Origin of the sequence: Pseudomonas sp. NPDC090201, assembly GCF_044746825.1 — a bacterium.
Taxonomy (GTDB): domain Bacteria; phylum Pseudomonadota; class Gammaproteobacteria; order Pseudomonadales; family Pseudomonadaceae; genus Aquipseudomonas; species Aquipseudomonas putida_AD.
This window is the reverse complement of record NZ_JBIVCX010000003.1, coordinates 690,418-705,795: the sequence shown is the minus strand read 5'-3', so window position 1 is coordinate 705,795 and position 15,378 is coordinate 690,418. Positions and strand designations below refer to the sequence as shown.

General features: G+C 64.2%; 15 protein-coding genes. 4 read left to right on the top strand and 11 right to left on the bottom strand.

Features of this window, described 5'->3' with window-relative positions; translation table 11 throughout:
* Window positions 1-5: 5 nt before the first annotated feature.
* Window positions 6-1,301 (bottom strand): sorbosone dehydrogenase family protein, encoded by a 1,296-nt coding sequence (locus ACIPOO_RS13280; protein ID WP_274130642.1) that lies wholly within the window; start codon window positions 1,299-1,301, stop codon window positions 6-8.
* Window positions 1,298-1,726 (bottom strand): DUF2231 domain-containing protein, encoded by a 429-nt coding sequence (locus ACIPOO_RS13275; RefSeq protein WP_274130644.1) that lies wholly within the window; start codon window positions 1,724-1,726, stop codon window positions 1,298-1,300. The genes ACIPOO_RS13280 and ACIPOO_RS13275 overlap by 4 nt, the downstream gene beginning before the upstream one ends.
* 281 nt (window positions 1,727-2,007) lie before the next feature.
* On the opposite strand from ACIPOO_RS13275, the gene ACIPOO_RS13270 reads away from it, so the two are divergent.
* On the top strand, window positions 2,008-2,430 hold the full coding sequence (locus ACIPOO_RS13270; protein WP_400607417.1) for an NUDIX hydrolase: 423 nt from the start codon (window positions 2,008-2,010) through the stop codon (window positions 2,428-2,430).
* Between the two features lie 202 nt (window positions 2,431-2,632).
* Here the strand turns inward: ACIPOO_RS13270 and ACIPOO_RS13265 are convergent, their stop codons facing one another.
* Genes ACIPOO_RS13265 through ACIPOO_RS13235 form a run of 7 tightly spaced genes read right to left on the bottom strand, consistent with a single transcriptional unit; the run spans window position 2,633 to window position 9,274 of the window.
* Entirely contained in the window at window positions 2,633-3,688 is a 1,056-nt protein-coding gene (locus tag ACIPOO_RS13265; protein ID WP_400607415.1) for an ABC transporter substrate-binding protein, read from the bottom strand.
* A complete protein-coding gene (locus tag ACIPOO_RS13260; protein ID WP_400607413.1) occupies window positions 3,685-4,875 on the bottom strand; it encodes an NAD(P)/FAD-dependent oxidoreductase in 1,191 nt (396 codons plus the stop codon). The genes ACIPOO_RS13265 and ACIPOO_RS13260 overlap by 4 nt, the downstream gene beginning before the upstream one ends.
* On the bottom strand, window positions 4,872-6,248 hold the full coding sequence (locus ACIPOO_RS13255) for an FAD-dependent oxidoreductase (RefSeq protein ID WP_400607411.1): 1,377 nt from the start codon (window positions 6,246-6,248) through the stop codon (window positions 4,872-4,874). Before ACIPOO_RS13255 ends, ACIPOO_RS13260 begins: the two co-directional genes overlap by 4 nt.
* Window positions 6,245-6,535: a (2Fe-2S)-binding protein gene (locus tag ACIPOO_RS13250; RefSeq protein ID WP_274130651.1), complete on the bottom strand. Its 291-nt coding sequence runs from the start codon at window positions 6,533-6,535 to the stop codon at window positions 6,245-6,247. Before ACIPOO_RS13250 ends, ACIPOO_RS13255 begins: the two co-directional genes overlap by 4 nt.
* 43 nt (window positions 6,536-6,578) lie before the next feature.
* A complete protein-coding gene (locus ACIPOO_RS13245) occupies window positions 6,579-7,373 on the bottom strand; it encodes an ABC transporter permease (RefSeq protein ID WP_400607407.1) in 795 nt (264 codons plus the stop codon).
* 3 nt (window positions 7,374-7,376) lie between these two features.
* Entirely contained in the window at window positions 7,377-8,249 is an 873-nt protein-coding gene (locus ACIPOO_RS13240; RefSeq protein WP_400607404.1) for an ABC transporter permease, read from the bottom strand.
* A complete protein-coding gene (locus ACIPOO_RS13235) occupies window positions 8,246-9,274 on the bottom strand; it encodes an ABC transporter ATP-binding protein (RefSeq protein WP_400607402.1) in 1,029 nt (342 codons plus the stop codon). Before ACIPOO_RS13235 ends, ACIPOO_RS13240 begins: the two co-directional genes overlap by 4 nt.
* Window positions 9,275-9,524: 250 nt before the next feature.
* Between ACIPOO_RS13235 and ACIPOO_RS13230 the strand changes: the two genes are divergently transcribed.
* The 3 genes from ACIPOO_RS13230 (at window position 9,525) to ACIPOO_RS13220 (ending at window position 13,231) form a co-directional block, all read left to right on the top strand.
* Entirely contained in the window at window positions 9,525-10,361 is an 837-nt protein-coding gene (locus tag ACIPOO_RS13230) for an IclR family transcriptional regulator (RefSeq protein ID WP_400607400.1), read from the top strand.
* A gap of 62 nt (window positions 10,362-10,423) precedes the next feature.
* A complete protein-coding gene (locus tag ACIPOO_RS13225; RefSeq protein WP_400607398.1) occupies window positions 10,424-11,344 on the top strand; it encodes a LysR family transcriptional regulator in 921 nt (306 codons plus the stop codon).
* A gap of 267 nt (window positions 11,345-11,611) precedes the next feature.
* Complete coding sequence (locus ACIPOO_RS13220) at window positions 11,612-13,231, top strand: methyl-accepting chemotaxis protein (RefSeq protein ID WP_400607395.1); 1,620 nt, start codon at window positions 11,612-11,614, stop codon at window positions 13,229-13,231.
* A gap of 186 nt (window positions 13,232-13,417) precedes the next feature.
* Here ACIPOO_RS13220 and ACIPOO_RS13215 read toward each other — a convergent pair whose 3' ends face one another.
* On the bottom strand, window positions 13,418-14,365 hold the full coding sequence (locus tag ACIPOO_RS13215; RefSeq protein WP_400607392.1) for a class I SAM-dependent methyltransferase: 948 nt from the start codon (window positions 14,363-14,365) through the stop codon (window positions 13,418-13,420).
* A gap of 49 nt (window positions 14,366-14,414) precedes the next feature.
* Window positions 14,415-15,302: a LysR family transcriptional regulator gene (locus tag ACIPOO_RS13210; protein ID WP_400607390.1), complete on the bottom strand. Its 888-nt coding sequence runs from the start codon at window positions 15,300-15,302 to the stop codon at window positions 14,415-14,417.
* Window positions 15,303-15,378: the final 76 nt, after the last annotated feature.

The window sequence follows — 15,378 nt, the reverse complement described above, 5'->3', positions numbered from 1 at the left end:
GCACCTCACTTGTTGCGCGTCACGCGCCAGACGGTATTGGAAAGGTCGTCCGCGATGATGAGCGCGCCCTTGGGGTCGACCGTGACGCCCACCGGGCGGCCTCGAGTCTTGCCGTCGGTGCCGCGAAAGCCGGTCGCGAAGTCCACCGGCTCACCACTGGCGTGGCCGTTGCTGAAGGGCACGAATACCACTTTGTAGCCCACCGGGTTGTCGCGGTTCCAACTGCCGTGCTCGCCGACGAACACCCCGTCCGCGAACTTCTCGCCCATGGCCGGGATCGAGAAATCCAGGCCAAGCGCCGCGACGTGTGAGCCCAGGCTGTAATCGGGCTTGATCGCCGAGGCGACCTTGGCCGGATCCTGCGGCTGGGCGCGTGTGTCGACATGCTGGCCCCAGTAGCTGTAGGGCCAGCCGTAGAAACCGCCTTCACGCACCGAGGTCAGGTAATCGGGCACCAGATCCGGCCCCAGTTCATCCCGCTCGTTGGCCACGGCCCACAGGGTGCCGGTCCCGGGCTGGATCTTCAGTGCCGTGGGGTTGCGAACACCGGTGGCGTAGGGTTTGTGGGCACCGCTTCTGGCATCGATCTGCCAGATCTGGGCGCGGTCCAGTTCAACCTCCATGCCGCGTTCGGTGACGTTGCTGTTGGAGCCGATGCCCACATACAGCTGGCTGCCGTCGGGGCTTACCGCCAGGGACTTGGTCCAGTGATGGTTGATCTTCGAGGGCAGCTCGGTGAGGGTGGTCGGCGCGCCGGATGCCTTGGTCTGGCCGTCGGCGTAATCGAAGCTGACCAGCGCATCCTGGTTGGCCACGTAGATCTTGCCGTTGGCGAACGCCAATCCGTACGGTGCGTTGAGGTTTTCGGCGAACACGGTCTTGAGTTCGTATTTGCCGTCTCCATCCGCATCGCGCAGTAGGGTCAGGCGGTTACCGCCCTTGACCTTGGTATTGCCCTGGGCCTTGATCACGCTGGCGATCACATCCTTGGGCTTGAGCTTGGGCGCCTCGGTGCCGCCTTTGCCTTCGGCGACCAGAATATCGCCATTGGGCAGGACCAGCGTTTGCCGCGGCACCAGCAGATCGCTCGCAATGGCCGAAATGCTGTAGCCCTCGGGCACGCTCGGTTTCTGGTCGCCCCAGGCCACAGGTTCGGCGATCTTCATGCTGGGCAGCAGCCCGCGTTCGGCCTGGGGCATCTGCGGGTCGGGGCCGTGGGTCTGCGGCGTATCCTTCTCGCCTCCGCAAGCGCTCAACAGCAGCGCCATGGCCAGTGCGCTCAGTGCGTAGGTCGGTCTCATCGGGCGTCTCCTGCACGAAGGTTGGTGAAGCCGGTCCAGGCCGATACACAGGCCAGCAGGGTCACGACGACAGACAGGATCAGCCCGTTGGGCATCACCGCCCAGGCATCCTTGGCGTGCTCGAATGCGTTGATCCAGCCCAGCGCCCAGGTGACCAGCAGCAGCAGGAAATACACCGTCGGCCGGCCGGACCTTGGCCTGGCGCGGATCAGGTTGACCAGGGCAAACAGCAACGTCAGCCCGCACAACAGCATGCCGCCGGCAATCAGCCAGGAGGCGAAGTTGCTCCACTGGATCAGGAAGGTCTTGAAGTAGGCGATGTCACTGAGCAAGGCGCCCAGGAACAACGCCACGGTGCCGCCCAGCAGCATGCCATGCAGCGGCCCGGGCGTGCTGCGGTACAGAGGGTAGGGGGTATCGGTCACGTCGGCTCCTTATCGTTCGTCGCTCAGGGGCTGGCAGGCAGCCCTGGATGCACGGTTCCATCGGGTTCGCGTCAACGGTGCGCGTTAACAGGGATCGCTCTGGGACGCGCTTAGTTCAACGCAATTGGCGGGTGTTTGTGCTGAACGACGGCCTGGCTCTGGGTGTCTATCCCGTCGAGGTGTCATAAGACCGACACTTTTGGGGCGCATGGTGATGCGAGCGTCGTCAGGACTCTGCGCGTTTGCTCACGATGTAATGTCACGGCCAGATGGGACGAACAATGGGTGCCATGGAAGCGAGTACAGCGAAATACAAAGGTTTGAAACAGCGGGCCACGGTGATTTATCGCCGCGACGGGGAGATCCTCTTCGTGCGCAAGCGGCGCTCGAAATGGAATCTGCCAGGCGGGCGGGTGGAACGTGGTGAAACGCCGCTGCAGGCGGCCAAGCGGGAAATGGCCGAAGAGACGGGTTTGCACTTCAGCCGGTTGGTTTATGTCTCGGAGTACAAGCAGGACAACGTGGTGCACTACCTGTTCGAGGCGCAACGCACTCACTCGAAGAAACCGCGTCCACTTAATGAAATCGATGATTGCCGGTGGTTGAGCACCAAGAAATTGAACAAGCGCAGCGTGCGCGAGCCGATCCGCGATCTGCTCAAACGCTGTGTGTCTGATATGCGCGGCAAGGCCAAAGCGGCCTGACCCGACCCGTAGCTGTCCGGCTCGGCGACGTCGGCGCATTTGAGTACGCCCCGCCGGCAAGCCGTGCTGCTACGGATTTGTAGTCGGGCCTGAATCCCGGGAACACCCAACGCCCTCGTAGCAGCACGGCTTGCCGGCGGGAGCGATCCTGAGGGCGCCTACGCCGGCGAGCCGGACTGCTACGGATGGGGTTGCGCCGGTACTAGCGCTCGATGCTACGGCTCCAGCGCGCATTCCACTCCGGCCGGATCTGGTTCACCTGGTCCCAGTCGATGGTTACCGCCGTCTCCAGGTACTTGTTCATGGCCTCGACCTGGCCCCGGGTGCGGTCGCTGGTCGGGGTTTTCGGGTTGGACGGGATCTGGTCACCCAGCTCCAGCGCAGGCGCCTGGGCTTGGGGTGTCAGCAGGAATTCGGCCAGTTTCTGGGCCAGTTCAGGCTGATCGTTATTGGCGATGGTGCACTCGGCCACGTTCAACACCACGGCGCCTTCCTTGGGCGGCGCGTACTCCACCGGCACGCCCTTGAGCTTGAGCGCGGTGACCTGGGTCGGCGTGAGCGGGAACAGCGCCGCTTCGCCGGTCTGCACCATCTCGGAAATCTTCGCCGAGCTTGCGATGTATTCCAGTACGTTAGGCCCCACGGTTTTTGGCCAGGCCTTGAACCCCGGCTCGACATTGGTTTCGTCCCCGCCCTGCAAGCGGTTGAACATCAGGAACCCGTGCAGGCCGAACGTGGAGGAGGCCAGCGACTGGAACACCAGTTTGTCCTTGTAGCGCTTGTCCGCCATGTCAGCCCAGGAGGTCGGTGCGCTCCAGCCGTTTTCCTGGAACATTTTGGTGTTGTACGCAAGACCGGTCACGCCCAGGCTCACGGCCACCGCCTCATCCTTGATCTTGCCCTTGGCCGGAATGTCGGCCAGGGTCGCGCTCGGTTGCAGCTTGCCGCACAGGCCCATGGAGATCGCCCGGTACATGATGCCGTCGTCGAGGAACATGACGTGCATCTGCGGGTTGTCCTTGCTGGCCTGGACCTTGGCCAGGATGTCAGACGAGGTGCCCGGCACGATCACCACCTTGACGTTGTTGGCCTTCTCGAAGGCCGGCAGCACCTGATCGGCATACAGGCGTTCCATGGTGCCGCCGTTCATCCCCAGGTAGAGGGTCGGCTCGGCGTGGGCGGGCAGCGTGACCACTGCTGCGGGCAGGCAGGACGCGCAGGCCAGGGCGAAACGTTTCACAGTGTGCAGGGTGTTCATGACGACGACCTTCCTCTGAGCAATGGGATGACGTTGCTCGTGTCCACGGCAGACACGGCGGTGACGGGTGGTGCAGCAGTTACGAAACGCGTGATGGAAAACGCTGCCAGGTCGATGTCCGGCGCGCCCTTGCAGACGATCTGCGCCAGTGCCTCTCCGGCAGCGGGGCCGATCTGAAAGCCGGAACCGGCGAAGCCGAAACCGTGAAGCAGGCCCGTTTGGGTTGTGCTGGCGCCTAGCACCGGCTCGCGGTCGGGCAGGTAACCTTCGGTGCCGCTCCAGGTGCGAATGGCCTGGGCGCCGGCCAGTGGCGGATAGAGTTCGACGGCGTTGCGCAGGATTTCCAGAATCGCTGCCTGACCCGGACGGGCCTTGGTCGGGTCCAGGGGAAAGCCCTGACCGCCACCCAGCACGCAGTTGCCCCGGGCGACCTGGCGGGCGTAGATACCGCCGCCCTCGACCCCGGTGCTGACGTCCATGAACATCGGCAGCGGCTCGGTGACCAGCATCGCCGGATGCCCTGCGCGCATTGGCACCGGCTCGCCGAACTGTTCAGCCAGTGCCGCCGCCCAGGCGCCTGCGCAGTTGAGCAGCCATGGCGCACGAAACGCCTGGCCGTCGGCGGTCCTCACGTTAAAGGCGTTGCCGTCATGACTGACGTCGATGACCTTGGCCTGTTCGAACACCTGAGCCCCGGCGCGCCGCGCTGCGTGAGCGAAGGCCGGGGAGACGATGCGCGGGTTGGCGTGGCCGTCGTCGGCGCACAGCGAGGCACCCACCGCCACATCACCGGCCCAGGCAAAGCGCGCCCGCAACTGGCTGTGATCGAGCAATTGCAAATCCAGCCCGAAGCCTCGAGAGGCCTGCTCGTAACTCACCAGTGCGGCCATGTCCTTGTCGCTGCGGGCCAGCTTCAGGTGGCCGGAGCGCAGGTATTCGCCGTCGATGCCGATCAGCGCCTGCAGATTGGCCCAGATCCCGTGGGCCCGCTGGGAAAGCGGTAACTGGGACAATGGCCGCCCCTGACGACGCACGCCGCCATAGTTGACGCCACTGGAGTGCGAGCCGAAGAAATCCCGTTCCAGCAACGCGACGCGCTGGCCGGCTCGGGCGAGAAACAACGCCGCCGAGCTGCCGACGATGCCGCCGCCGATGACCACCGCATCCACCTCGATCGGCAGGCTCATTGCTCCACCTCCACGCCGAAGGGCAGTGGCTTGATCGGCGCCTGTCCACGCAGACGTCCGACGCTGGCAATGTCCCGGCCCGAGGCCTGGGCGACGATCTCGGTCGCGGCCAATCCGCACATGCGCCCCTGACAGCGGCCCATGCCGACCCTGCACATGGCCTTGACCCGGTTGATCTCCCAGTGACCCTGCTCGACGGTGTGGCGGATGTCGCCGGCGCTGACTTCCTCGCAGCGACACACGGTCAGCTCATCAGGGGCTTTTGTTGCCCAGTCTTCGGGGAACGGGAAGGCGGTTTCCAGGCCGTGACGGAAACGCTCGATGGCTCCAAGTTTGCGTTGCAACCCGGCGCTGCGGGCCTGATCGATCTGATGCCCGCTGTCGGCCAGAAGCGTCAGCGCCGCCAGTTCGCCAGCCATCTCGGCGGCATCGGCGCCCATGATGCCCGCGCCGTCACCGGCCAGATAAACCCCCTCGACGCTGCTGCGCCCGCTGGCATCGCGTTGGGGTAGCCATGCGCGGTTGAGCCCGCTCCAGACGAATTCGCAGCCCAGCAGGTCAGCCAGTTGAGTTTCGCTGCGCAGTGCATGGGCAAAGCCCACGGCGTCGCAATCGAGTTCAACGATGTCCGCGCCGCGCTGCCAGTTCACGCCGGTGACGCGCTGCTCGCCCTCGATACTGTGTAGCTGCACGCCCTGATGCACCGGGATGCCCCGCGTGGTGAGCCAGGTGCGGTAGTAGATGCCCTTGGCCAGTGTCAGGGGTTGGCCGAGCAGCGCGGGAAAGGCGTGGGCCTGGGCCGACAGGGGCGAGCTGTCGAGCACGGCCACGACCTTGGCGCCGGCCTTGGCGTATTGATAGGCCACCAGATACAGCAGCGGCCCGCTCCCGGCAAAGACCACCCGCTCGCCAATGGCACAGCCCTGGAATTTGAGAGCGATCTGCGCCGCCCCCAGGCTGTAGACACCGGGTAGCGTCCAGCCTGGCACCGGCAATATGCGGTCGGTGGCGCCGGTGGCGACGATCAGTTGTTTGTACGGGACCTGAGCCGAAACGCCGTTGGGACCGTCGTTGAAGGTCAGGGTGTCGAGGGTGCGCTCCTCGGCGTTCCACACCAGGGTTTGCGGCCGGTAGTCGATGTCGGTTTGCAGGCGATCGAGGGTTGAATGCACCGCCTGCGCCTTGGCCGCTTCGAAGCCATACAAGGCTTTGGCGGGGCGTTTGAAGTTCGCCGGCTGGCGGCGATAGATCTGCCCGCCACCGCGCAGCCCCTCGTCGATCAGGCAAGGTTGCAGGCCATAGGCGACCAGCGTCTGCGCTGCCCGGATGCCGGCAGGCCCGGCGCCCACGATCACGATATCGCTGGTTTTCATAGGCTGCGCCCCGGCTCGCGAATAACGCAGTGGTCTGCCTCAAGCAGGGTCGAACAGGCGCGCACCCGGCGACCGTCGCCAAGCCGGACCCAGCAGTCCTGGCAGGCGCCCATCAGGCAGAACCCGGCCCGTGGGCTGGCGCTGAAATCACTGCCACGCAGATGCTCGCCGGCGGTCAGTACGGCGGTCAGCAGCGTGTCGCCGAGAAGGCCGGTGGCCGGCTGGCCGTCGAGGGTAAACGGCAGGACATCGCGGTCGGTTTCTGCCAGTCGTTTCAGCAATGCCATGGCGCTCTCTCTGTCAGGCAAAAACGCAATACGAGGGTGTTCATCAGTGTTTGCCCACCAGCACGCGGTCCAGGCCGTAGACCCGATCGAGAACGATCATGGTGGCGGCGGTGAGGGCGATGACCAGCGCAGACACCGCCGCCATCATCGGGTCGATGGATTCGGTGGCGTAGACGTACATGCGCACCGGCAGGGTCTGGGTCGAAGGCGAGGTGACGAAGATCGACAGGGTCACTTCGTCGAAGCTGTTGATGAACGCCAGCAGCCAGCCCCCGGCCACACCGGGCAGAATCATTGGCAGGGTGATTTGCCGGAACAGAGTGAAGCGGCTCGCACCCAGGGACTCGGCGGCCTGTTCGGCACTGCGGTCGACACCGATGGCGGCGGCGATCACCAGGCGCAGCACGTAGGGAGTGATGACCACCACGTGGGCGAACATCAGCCAGACAAAACTGCCGTTGACCCCCATCAGCGCGAACAGGCGCAGCATCGCCACCCCCAGCACCAGGTGCGGGATGATGATCGGCGACAGAAACAGGCCGTTGAGAAAGTCGCGGCCGGGAAACTGGTAGCGGGTGATCGCCAACGCCGCAGGCACCGCAATCAGCGTCGCCAGGGTTGCCGCCACCACCGCCAGGATCAGGCTGTTATAGAAGGCCTGAATGAAGTCGGCGCGCTCGAACACCGCTTCGAACCAGCGCAGGGAAAAACCGTCCCACGGCAGGCTCAGGGTGTTTTCCGGGGTGAAGGCCACCAGGCAGACCACCACCAGCGGCGCCAGCATGAAGACCACCACCAGGGCGTGAAAGGACAGGGCCAGAGGGCCGTTCTTGGACATCGGTCATTCCCCCAGGGATTTTTTGTAGCGGCTTTCCACCAGCCGGTTCCACGACAGCATCACCAACAGGTTGACCAGCAGCAGGGCCACCGCGATGGTCGCGCCCATGGGCCAGTTCAGTTCCGAGAGGTACTGGTCGTAGATCACCGTGGCGACCATCTTCAAGCGCCGGCCGCCCAGCAGCCCCGGAATGGCGAAGGAGCTGGCCGACAGGCCGAACACGATCAGCGTGCCGGACAGCACGCCGGGCATCACTTGCGGCAGCACCACCATGCGCATCACTTTGGCCTGGGTCGCGCCCAGGGACAGCGCCGCCTGTTCGGCGGACCTGTCGAGCTTCTGCAGCGAGGTCCACACCGGGATGATCATGAACGGCAGCATCACGTGGACCAGCGCCAGGATCACCGCGAACGGGGTGTACAGCAGTTTCAGCGGCCGCCCGCCGAGCGCCTGGATCGCCTGATTGACCAGGCCGTCGGCGCCCAGCAACAGACTCCAGCCAAAGGCGCGCACCACCACCGAAATGAGCAGCGGGGTGAGGATCAGAATCAGGAAAATCGACCGCCACGGCGCACCCATGCGGCTGAGGATGTACGCCTCGGGCACGCCGATCACCACGCACAGCAGGGTGACCAGCGCGCTGATCCAGAAGGTGCGGAAAAAGATCTCGTAGAAGTAGGAGTCGGTGACCAGGTTCAGGTATTGCGCCAAGGTCCAGGCGTCGCCCTTGACCCCGACTTCGTAGTCGAACACGTTGAACGACAGCACTAGGGTCAGCAGCAACGGCAGCACCAGCAGGCCGACGAACAGGGCCAGGGCCGGGGTTGATAACAGATAGCCGCGACCCGTGTCGCGCAACACGCCTGCGCCACTCATGCCGGCACCTCATCGGCGGTCAGCACCCGCAGCAGCTCGGCGGACCAGTCCAGCCCCACCACCATGCCTTCGTTGAACGGCGCGTCACCGTTGTTGCGGCGTACCACGGTCAGTTCGCCAATCGAGGTTTCCACGCGATACAGCCACTGGCTGCCGAGGAAATAGCGGGTGACGATCCGGCCTTGCAGGCGGCCTTTGTCGGCGTCCACCAGATCGATCTTCTCCGGGCGCAGGCTCAGGGTCAGTTCACCGTCGCCATGGGCTTCGCGTACCTGGGCCGCGCCGCTGTGATCGCGGTCGCCACGCAGCAGGTTGGCCTTGCCGACAAAGCCGGAAATGAACCGGGTGCGGGGATGTTCGTAGAGTTTGTACGGTTCGTCGATCTGGGTGATGCGCCCGGCCTGCATCACCACCACGCGGTCGCTGATCGACAGCGCTTCGGCCTGGTCGTGGGTGACCATCAGGGTGGTGATACCGACTTCGCGCTGGATGCGGCGAATCTCGAATTGCATCTCTTCGCGCAGGTTGGCGTCCAGGTTCGACAGCGGCTCGTCGAGCAGCAAGACCGGAGGCTCGATCACCAGCGCCCGGGCCAGGGCCACGCGCTGACGCTGGCCGCCGGACAGTTCGCGAGGGTAGCGCTCGGCGTGCTTGTCCAGGCGCACCAGTTCCAGCACCCGCGACACCCGGCGCTGGATATCGGCGCCCGCAACCTTGCGCATCTTCAGGCCAAAGGCGACGTTGTCGCGGACCGTCATGTGGGGAAACAGCGCGTAGGACTGGAACACCACGCCCAGGCCACGGCTGGCGGGTTTGGCGTGGGTGATGTCACGTCCGTCGAGCAGGATGCTTCCTGCGCTGACATCCACGAAGCCGGCGATCATTTGCAGGGTGGTGGTCTTGCCGCAGCCGGAGGGGCCGAGCAGGGAAACGAACTCGCCTTTGGCCACCGACAGATCAGTGGCGACCACCGCATCGACCGCGCCATAGCGCTTGCACAGTGCCTGGAGTTGTAGAAAAGCCATGACTGCTTCCACCTTTTTTGTCGTGCACACCTGGGGCGTGCGTTTTGTGTGGGCAGATGCGAAAAGAAAAACGTGCGTGCTGTTGCATGGACGCTGGCGCTCGATCGGGGTCGGCTACCGCTGTTATTCAAATCGCCCTGTGGACTGATCCTATGCCTGGGAATAGGATGGGCTCAACGATGAATTTCATTGAGCGAGTAGTATTTTCAAGTTTATGCGTTCAGTGGATTGATAAAGGTAAAACAGCAATATGAATTCCATTGAACGGAATAATGCCGAAAAAGAAACGGGTGTCGGTGCGGTGTCTCGGCTCTTCGCGGTTTTACGTTGTCTGGGCGATTGTCCGGAGGGTGGCGAGCGGGTCACGCAACTGGCGCAGCAGGTTGGCCTGTCGCAACCCACGACCCATCGCCTGCTGCGCAGCCTGGTGGACGAGGGCATGGTCGAGCAGGACGCCCGCAGCAAGCGTTATCGCTTGAGCCTTGAATTCTTCGCCCTGGCGGCCAAGGCCGGGCAGACCGGCAACCTGCGGGACGTGGTGCGACCCAGCCTGTTGCGGCTGTCGGCGTCACTGGGGGATTCGCTGTTCCTGCTGGCGCGCAGCGGTTTCGATGCGGTGTGCCTGGACCGCAGCGAAGGCCCGTATCCGATCCGCACCTTCACCGGTGACATCGGGGGCCGCGTGGCCTTGGGCGTAGGGCAGGGCAGCCTGGCGATTCTGGCGTTCCTGCCCGAGGAAGAACGCGAAACCGTGATCCGTTACAACCTGCCGCGGCTGCGGGACTTTCACCTCTATGACGAGGTGATGCTGCGCTCGGAGATCGATAACGTGCGCCGCCTGGGTTACGCCGCGCGCAACACCGGGGTGCTGGAGGGCATGGCGGGTCTTGCGGTGCCGATCCTCGACCGCGAAGGCCGGGCCGTGGCCGCACTCAGCGTGGCGACCATCAGCGACCGCCTCAACGCCGAACGCATGCCCACCGTAGTGGACATGCTCAAGCGCGAAGCCAGCGGCATCAGCCCGAAGATCAATCCCTTCGACCCCGTGCTGCGCCGGCCTTCGCAGGTGTTCGGGCAAAGGGAGTAGCGGTGATGCCCGTGGGCACGATCACCTATATTCTGACCAATTGATACCTGGTGTAACTAATCGTGAAACGCCACTTCGATGACATTCAACTGGGCAGCATCGAGCTGTTCTGCCTGGCCGCGGAGGCGGGGAGCTTCACTGCGGCCGCCCTGGCTGCTGGCGTCACGCCTGCGGCCGTCAGCCGCTCGATCTCCCGGCTGGAAGAGCGTCTGGGCGTGCGGATGTTCGTGCGCACCACCCGCAGCATTCGCCTGACCGACAGCGGCCGGCTGTACTTCGAGCAGTGCAACCAGGCCCTCGCGCAACTGATCGAGGCCGAGCGTCAGGTCTCGGGCCAGCAGCTCAAGCCCTCCGGGACGCTGCGCATGAGCATCCCCACCACCTACGGCCATCACCGCATCCTGCCGCTGTTGCCTGAATTTCGGCGTCGTTACCCCGAGGTGACGGTCGATATCAACCTGAGCAATCGCAACATCGACTTCGTGGCCGAGGGTTACGACATGGCGATCCGCGTGCGTACCCAGCCGGACTCGACCCTGATCGCTCGCAAACTGGAAGATGGCGCGCTGGTGCTGGTGGCCACGCCCGACTACCTGAAACGCGCAGGCACCCCGCAGACGCTGGACGATCTGGCCGACCATGACTGCATCCAGTACGAACTGCCGAGCAATGGCCGACGCATCCCCTGGCTGTTTCAGGAGAACGGCCAACTGCGGGACATCCTGGCCGAAGGCGGTTATTGCTGTTCCGACGACGTGCTGGGAGGCGTGACCCTGGCCAAAAGCGGGGCAGGCTTGTTTCAGGCCTATCGGTTCGTGGTGGAGAAAGAGCTGCGCGATGGCACGCTGGTTGAAGTGCTCAAGGCCAATGCCGGGCGCTCACGGCCGTTCACCTTGCTCTATCCCAGCAACCGGCACGTGCCGCTGCGCTTGCGGGCGTTCATCGATTATCTGAAAGAGTGTCAGGTGGCGTGGAGCGATTGATCCCGTAGGAGCGCGCTTGCCCGCGACAGCGTCAAGTCAGACAACATCGGTGGCAGGTCTGACGCGGTCGCGGGCAAGCGCGCTCCTACAGGGTTGCGACCACCTGTCGGATCTGTTCGATACACACTCAAGAACCCCGTCCCAGAGCCGATGCTTGTGCGTAAGCCCTGTGGTTTGACGTGATGTCAGACCCAGGCACAGGGAAGTGACACGCATGCAAACCTTCGGGCCATTCCCGAGGCTGTCCTCCCTGACGAGATTCCCCGTATGTCCAAATCCCTCAAATTGCAGATTCTGGCGCTGCTCAGCGGCAGCCTGGTGCTGGTGCTGCTGATCGCGCTGGCGTGCTTCCAGTTCCTGTCCAGCAACGTGCAGGCTTATCGCGGGTTGCTGGAAGGTCCGCTGCGTGCTTCGCAACTGGTCGATCAGGCCAACCTTCAATTCAAGATTCAGGTCCAGGAGTGGAAGAACGTCTTGCTGCGCGGCAAGCAGGCGGCTGACCGCGACAAGTTCTGGGGTCAGTTCGAGGATCAGGAGCGTCTGGTGCAGGATGCGCTGGGCAGCCTGAGCGCCATGAAAGGCCTGGATTCGGCGACCAGATCCCAGGTAGACAAACTGCGCGACGAGCACCGCGCGTTGGGCGTGGCCTACCGCAAAGGCCGCGATGCGTTCGTCGCTGCCAGCGGCGATCCGGTGGCGGGGGACCAGGCGGTCAAGGGCGTCGACCGCGCCGCGAGCGAGCAGATGAGCGAACTGGTGAGCAGCCTGCGCAAGCAGAGCGATCAGCAGTCTGCGGTCATCAGCAGCACCGCCGACCAGACCATCCTCATCGGTACGCTGGTGATGCTGGCTTCAGCGTTGCTGGTGGGCTGGCTGACCCTGTGGATGGTCAACCGCAATATCGTCGGCCCCATCAGCATGCTGATCGAATACGTCGCGCAATTGAGCCAGGGCCGCTTCAGTGATCGGGTCAACGTCACGCGTCAGGATGAACTGGGGCGTCTGGCGGTCGCCGCCAACGTGTTGCGTGATTTCCTCGCCGACACCTTCACGCGTCTCAAGCGCAGCACCACTGATCTGGACAGCGCCGGCGGCGAGCTCAAGGCCATTGCGGCGTTGATGGCCCAGGGCACCCACGAGCAGTTCGAGCGCACCGACCAGGTGGCCACCGCCATGACCGAGATGTCGGCCACCGCCCAGGAAGTCGCCCGCCATGCAGCCCAGGCGGCCAATGCCGCCGATGAAGCGGACCGCAGCTCCCAGGACGGCGGCAAGGTAATGAGCGCGACCATCACCTCGATCACCCGCATGCGCACTGAAATCAGCAACACTGCTGAGGTCATTCGCCGTCTGGAAAGTGACAGCGGCCGTATCGGCAAGGTGCTGGAAGTGATTCACGGGATTGCCGAGCAGACCAACCTGCTGGCCCTCAACGCGGCCATCGAAGCGGCCCGTGCCGGTGATGCCGGGCGTGGCTTTGCTGTCGTGGCCGATGAAGTACGCACCCTGGCCCAGCGCACGGCGGCGTCCACGGCGGAGATCAACCAGATCATCAACTCGGTGCAGACCGGCGCCATCGATGCTGCCCAGGCCATCGAAAACGGCCAGGCACGCAGCCAGGAAAGCGTGGAGCAGGTGACCCTGGCGGGCTCGTCCCTGCAACGCATTACCACGGCGGTCGAAGCCATCCGTGACATGAACCGCCAGATCGCCACCGCAGCCGAGGAACAGACCTCGGTGGCCGAAGACATCTCGCGCAACCTGACGGAAATCACCGCGATCGCCACCACCAACCAGAACAACGTGCAGCGCACGCAGACGGCGAGCAAAGACCTGCATGAATTGTCAGTGGGGTTGAACGACGTGATCTCGCGGCTCAGCGCCTAGATCCGGGAGGAACTCACAACCCCGTAGCAGTCCGGCTTGCCGGCGTCGGCGTCCTCAAGATCGCTCTCGCCGGCAAGCCGGACTGCTACGGTCCGCGTAAACCCTGTAGGAGCGCGCTTGCCCGCGACAGCGTCAGGTCAGACAACCTCGGTGCCAGGTCTGGCGCGGTCGCGGGCAAGCGCGCTCCTACAGGTCTGGTGCCTGGCGGAAAACCAGGGCCTTGAGGCCGCCGCCGGGTTCGGCATCGGCAAACTCCGGCGGGTTCTCCAGGCGTTGTTCAAAGCGCAACCCCGGCGCCTCACGCCCCATGCTTTCAATCAGAAAATCGGCACCCAGTGCCGGATCGTTCATGCAGGCCAGCACGCAACCGTCTGCGGTCAGCAACTCCGGCAGCTTTCTCAGCACACGCTGGTAATCCTTGGTCAGCAAAAAACTGCCTTTCTGAAACGACGGCGGGTCGATGATCACCAGATCGTAAGGCCCGCCGCTCTTGACCTTGCCCCATGACTTGAACAGCTCATGGCCGAGAAAACTCACCTTGCCCAGGTCATGACCGTTCAAGCGATGGTTGTCCCGACCACGACTCAAGGCCGCCCGGGACATATCCAGGTTGACCACGAAATCCGCACCGCCTTCGATCGCCGCCACGGAAAAACCGCAGGTGTAGGCAAACAGGTTGAGGATGCGCTTGCCCGAGGCATTGGCCCGCACCCAGTCGCGGCCATAGCGCATGTCCAGAAACAGCCCGGTGTTCTGCTTGCGGCCGAAATCCACCCAGTACCGCAGGCCGCCTTCGGTCAGCGCCCATTCGTCCGGCATCTCGCCCCGCAGCGCTTCGGTGAGGCTGTCGGGCAGGTAGCGATGTTGCAGCAACAAGGTATGGGCCTGGCTGCCGATCCACTCCGGCGACTGGCACAGCTCATCGAGCAACCGCTTCAAGGCCGCCAGCTCATCGGCTGCCGGTTCCTTGAACAGCGACACCAGCACCACGCCCTGCATCCAGTCTACGGTCAGTTGTTCCAGCCCCGGCCAGCGGCGGCCACGGCCGTGAAACAGGCGACGGGTTTCAGCGGGGGCGGCGGCGAGGGCAGTCAGCAGGTGCTGATTGAGGGTGTTCAGGGCGTCGGCATTCATCGGGTGGCGGCAGGTCGGCTGTGAAGAAGGGGCGGCATTCTAAACCCAATCAGCCCTTGAGCGTCTGCAAGGCTTCGAGAACCTGACGCAGTGCCTTGCCCAGCGGCTTGTCCTGGCGCAAGACGATTCCCAGCGTGCGCCGCAGCGGCGGCTGCAGCGGCATGACACGCAGCCCCCGACGATGATGTTCCCCGGCCACCGACATGCGCGGCACGATGCTGTAGCCCAGGCCTGCGCCGACCATTTCCTTGATGGCCTCGATGCTGCCCAGCTCCATCACCGGTTTGATCCGTAAACCGGCATGCAGATACCACTCATCGATCAGCAGCCGCGTGCTGCTGCCAGCCTCGAATACCACCAGCGGCAGTTCGATCAGCGCTTGAGGCGTGATGACGTCAGGCACCGCGTGGTGCTCGGCGCTGAATATCGCGACGAACTCGTCGTCCAGCAGCGGCGTGATCGACAGGCTGCGGCCCGATGCGGGGAGGGTGACCAGCGCCAGGTCCAGGCGGTTTTCCTCCACCGCACGCAGGATGCCATCGGTATTGCCGGTGCTGACGCGCACGTCGAGCGCCGGAAACTGGCGCCGCAGTTGCTGCAGGATCGGTGGCAGCAGATGGATGCAGGCCGTGGCACCGGTGCCGATGGCGACCTGACCGGCGACACCCTGAGCATGGCTGGACAGGTCAAGCAACGCGTCTTCGACCACCGCATCGATGCGGCCAATGTGCGTCAGCAACGTGCTGCCCGCAGAGGTGGGCTTGATGCGTTTGGCCACGCGCTCGATCAGGCGCAGGTTCAGACGCTCCTCCAACTGGCGGATGTGCAGGCTGACGGCGGGTTGGGTCAGGTTCAGGCGCTCGGCGGCGGCGGAAAAGCTGCCGTGGCGGATAACCATGGCGAAGCTGTGCAGATGGGTAAGGTTGAGCCGTTGCATGGCAAAGATTTACTTATGCTGACGATGACGAATCATAGCTTTGTTTTGAGTAGGGCGCGCCTCATCATTGCCTCAC

Excerpts from the sequence above, each read along its gene's own strand:
- ACIPOO_RS13280 (WP_274130642.1), bottom strand. The coding sequence starts at position 1,301 with ATGAGACCGACCTACGCACTGAGCGCACTGGCCATGGCGCTGCTGTTG.
- ACIPOO_RS13270 (WP_400607417.1), top strand. The coding sequence starts at position 2,008 with ATGGGTGCCATGGAAGCGAGTACAGCGAAATACAAAGGTTTGAAACAG.
- ACIPOO_RS13265 (WP_400607415.1), bottom strand. The coding sequence starts at position 3,688 with ATGAACACCCTGCACACTGTGAAACGTTTCGCCCTGGCCTGCGCGTCC.
- ACIPOO_RS13260 (WP_400607413.1), bottom strand. The coding sequence starts at position 4,875 with ATGAGCCTGCCGATCGAGGTGGATGCGGTGGTCATCGGCGGCGGCATC.
- ACIPOO_RS13255 (WP_400607411.1), bottom strand. The coding sequence starts at position 6,248 with ATGAAAACCAGCGATATCGTGATCGTGGGCGCCGGGCCTGCCGGCATC.
- ACIPOO_RS13250 (WP_274130651.1), bottom strand. The coding sequence starts at position 6,535 with ATGGCATTGCTGAAACGACTGGCAGAAACCGACCGCGATGTCCTGCCG.
- ACIPOO_RS13245 (WP_400607407.1), bottom strand. The coding sequence starts at position 7,373 with ATGTCCAAGAACGGCCCTCTGGCCCTGTCCTTTCACGCCCTGGTGGTG.
- ACIPOO_RS13240 (WP_400607404.1), bottom strand. The coding sequence starts at position 8,249 with ATGAGTGGCGCAGGCGTGTTGCGCGACACGGGTCGCGGCTATCTGTTA.
- ACIPOO_RS13235 (WP_400607402.1), bottom strand. The coding sequence starts at position 9,274 with ATGGCTTTTCTACAACTCCAGGCACTGTGCAAGCGCTATGGCGCGGTC.
- ACIPOO_RS13230 (WP_400607400.1), top strand. The coding sequence starts at position 9,525 with ATGAATTCCATTGAACGGAATAATGCCGAAAAAGAAACGGGTGTCGGT.
- ACIPOO_RS13220 (WP_400607395.1), top strand. The coding sequence starts at position 11,612 with ATGTCCAAATCCCTCAAATTGCAGATTCTGGCGCTGCTCAGCGGCAGC.
- ACIPOO_RS13215 (WP_400607392.1), bottom strand. The coding sequence starts at position 14,365 with ATGAATGCCGACGCCCTGAACACCCTCAATCAGCACCTGCTGACTGCC.
- ACIPOO_RS13210 (WP_400607390.1), bottom strand. The coding sequence starts at position 15,302 with ATGCAACGGCTCAACCTTACCCATCTGCACAGCTTCGCCATGGTTATC.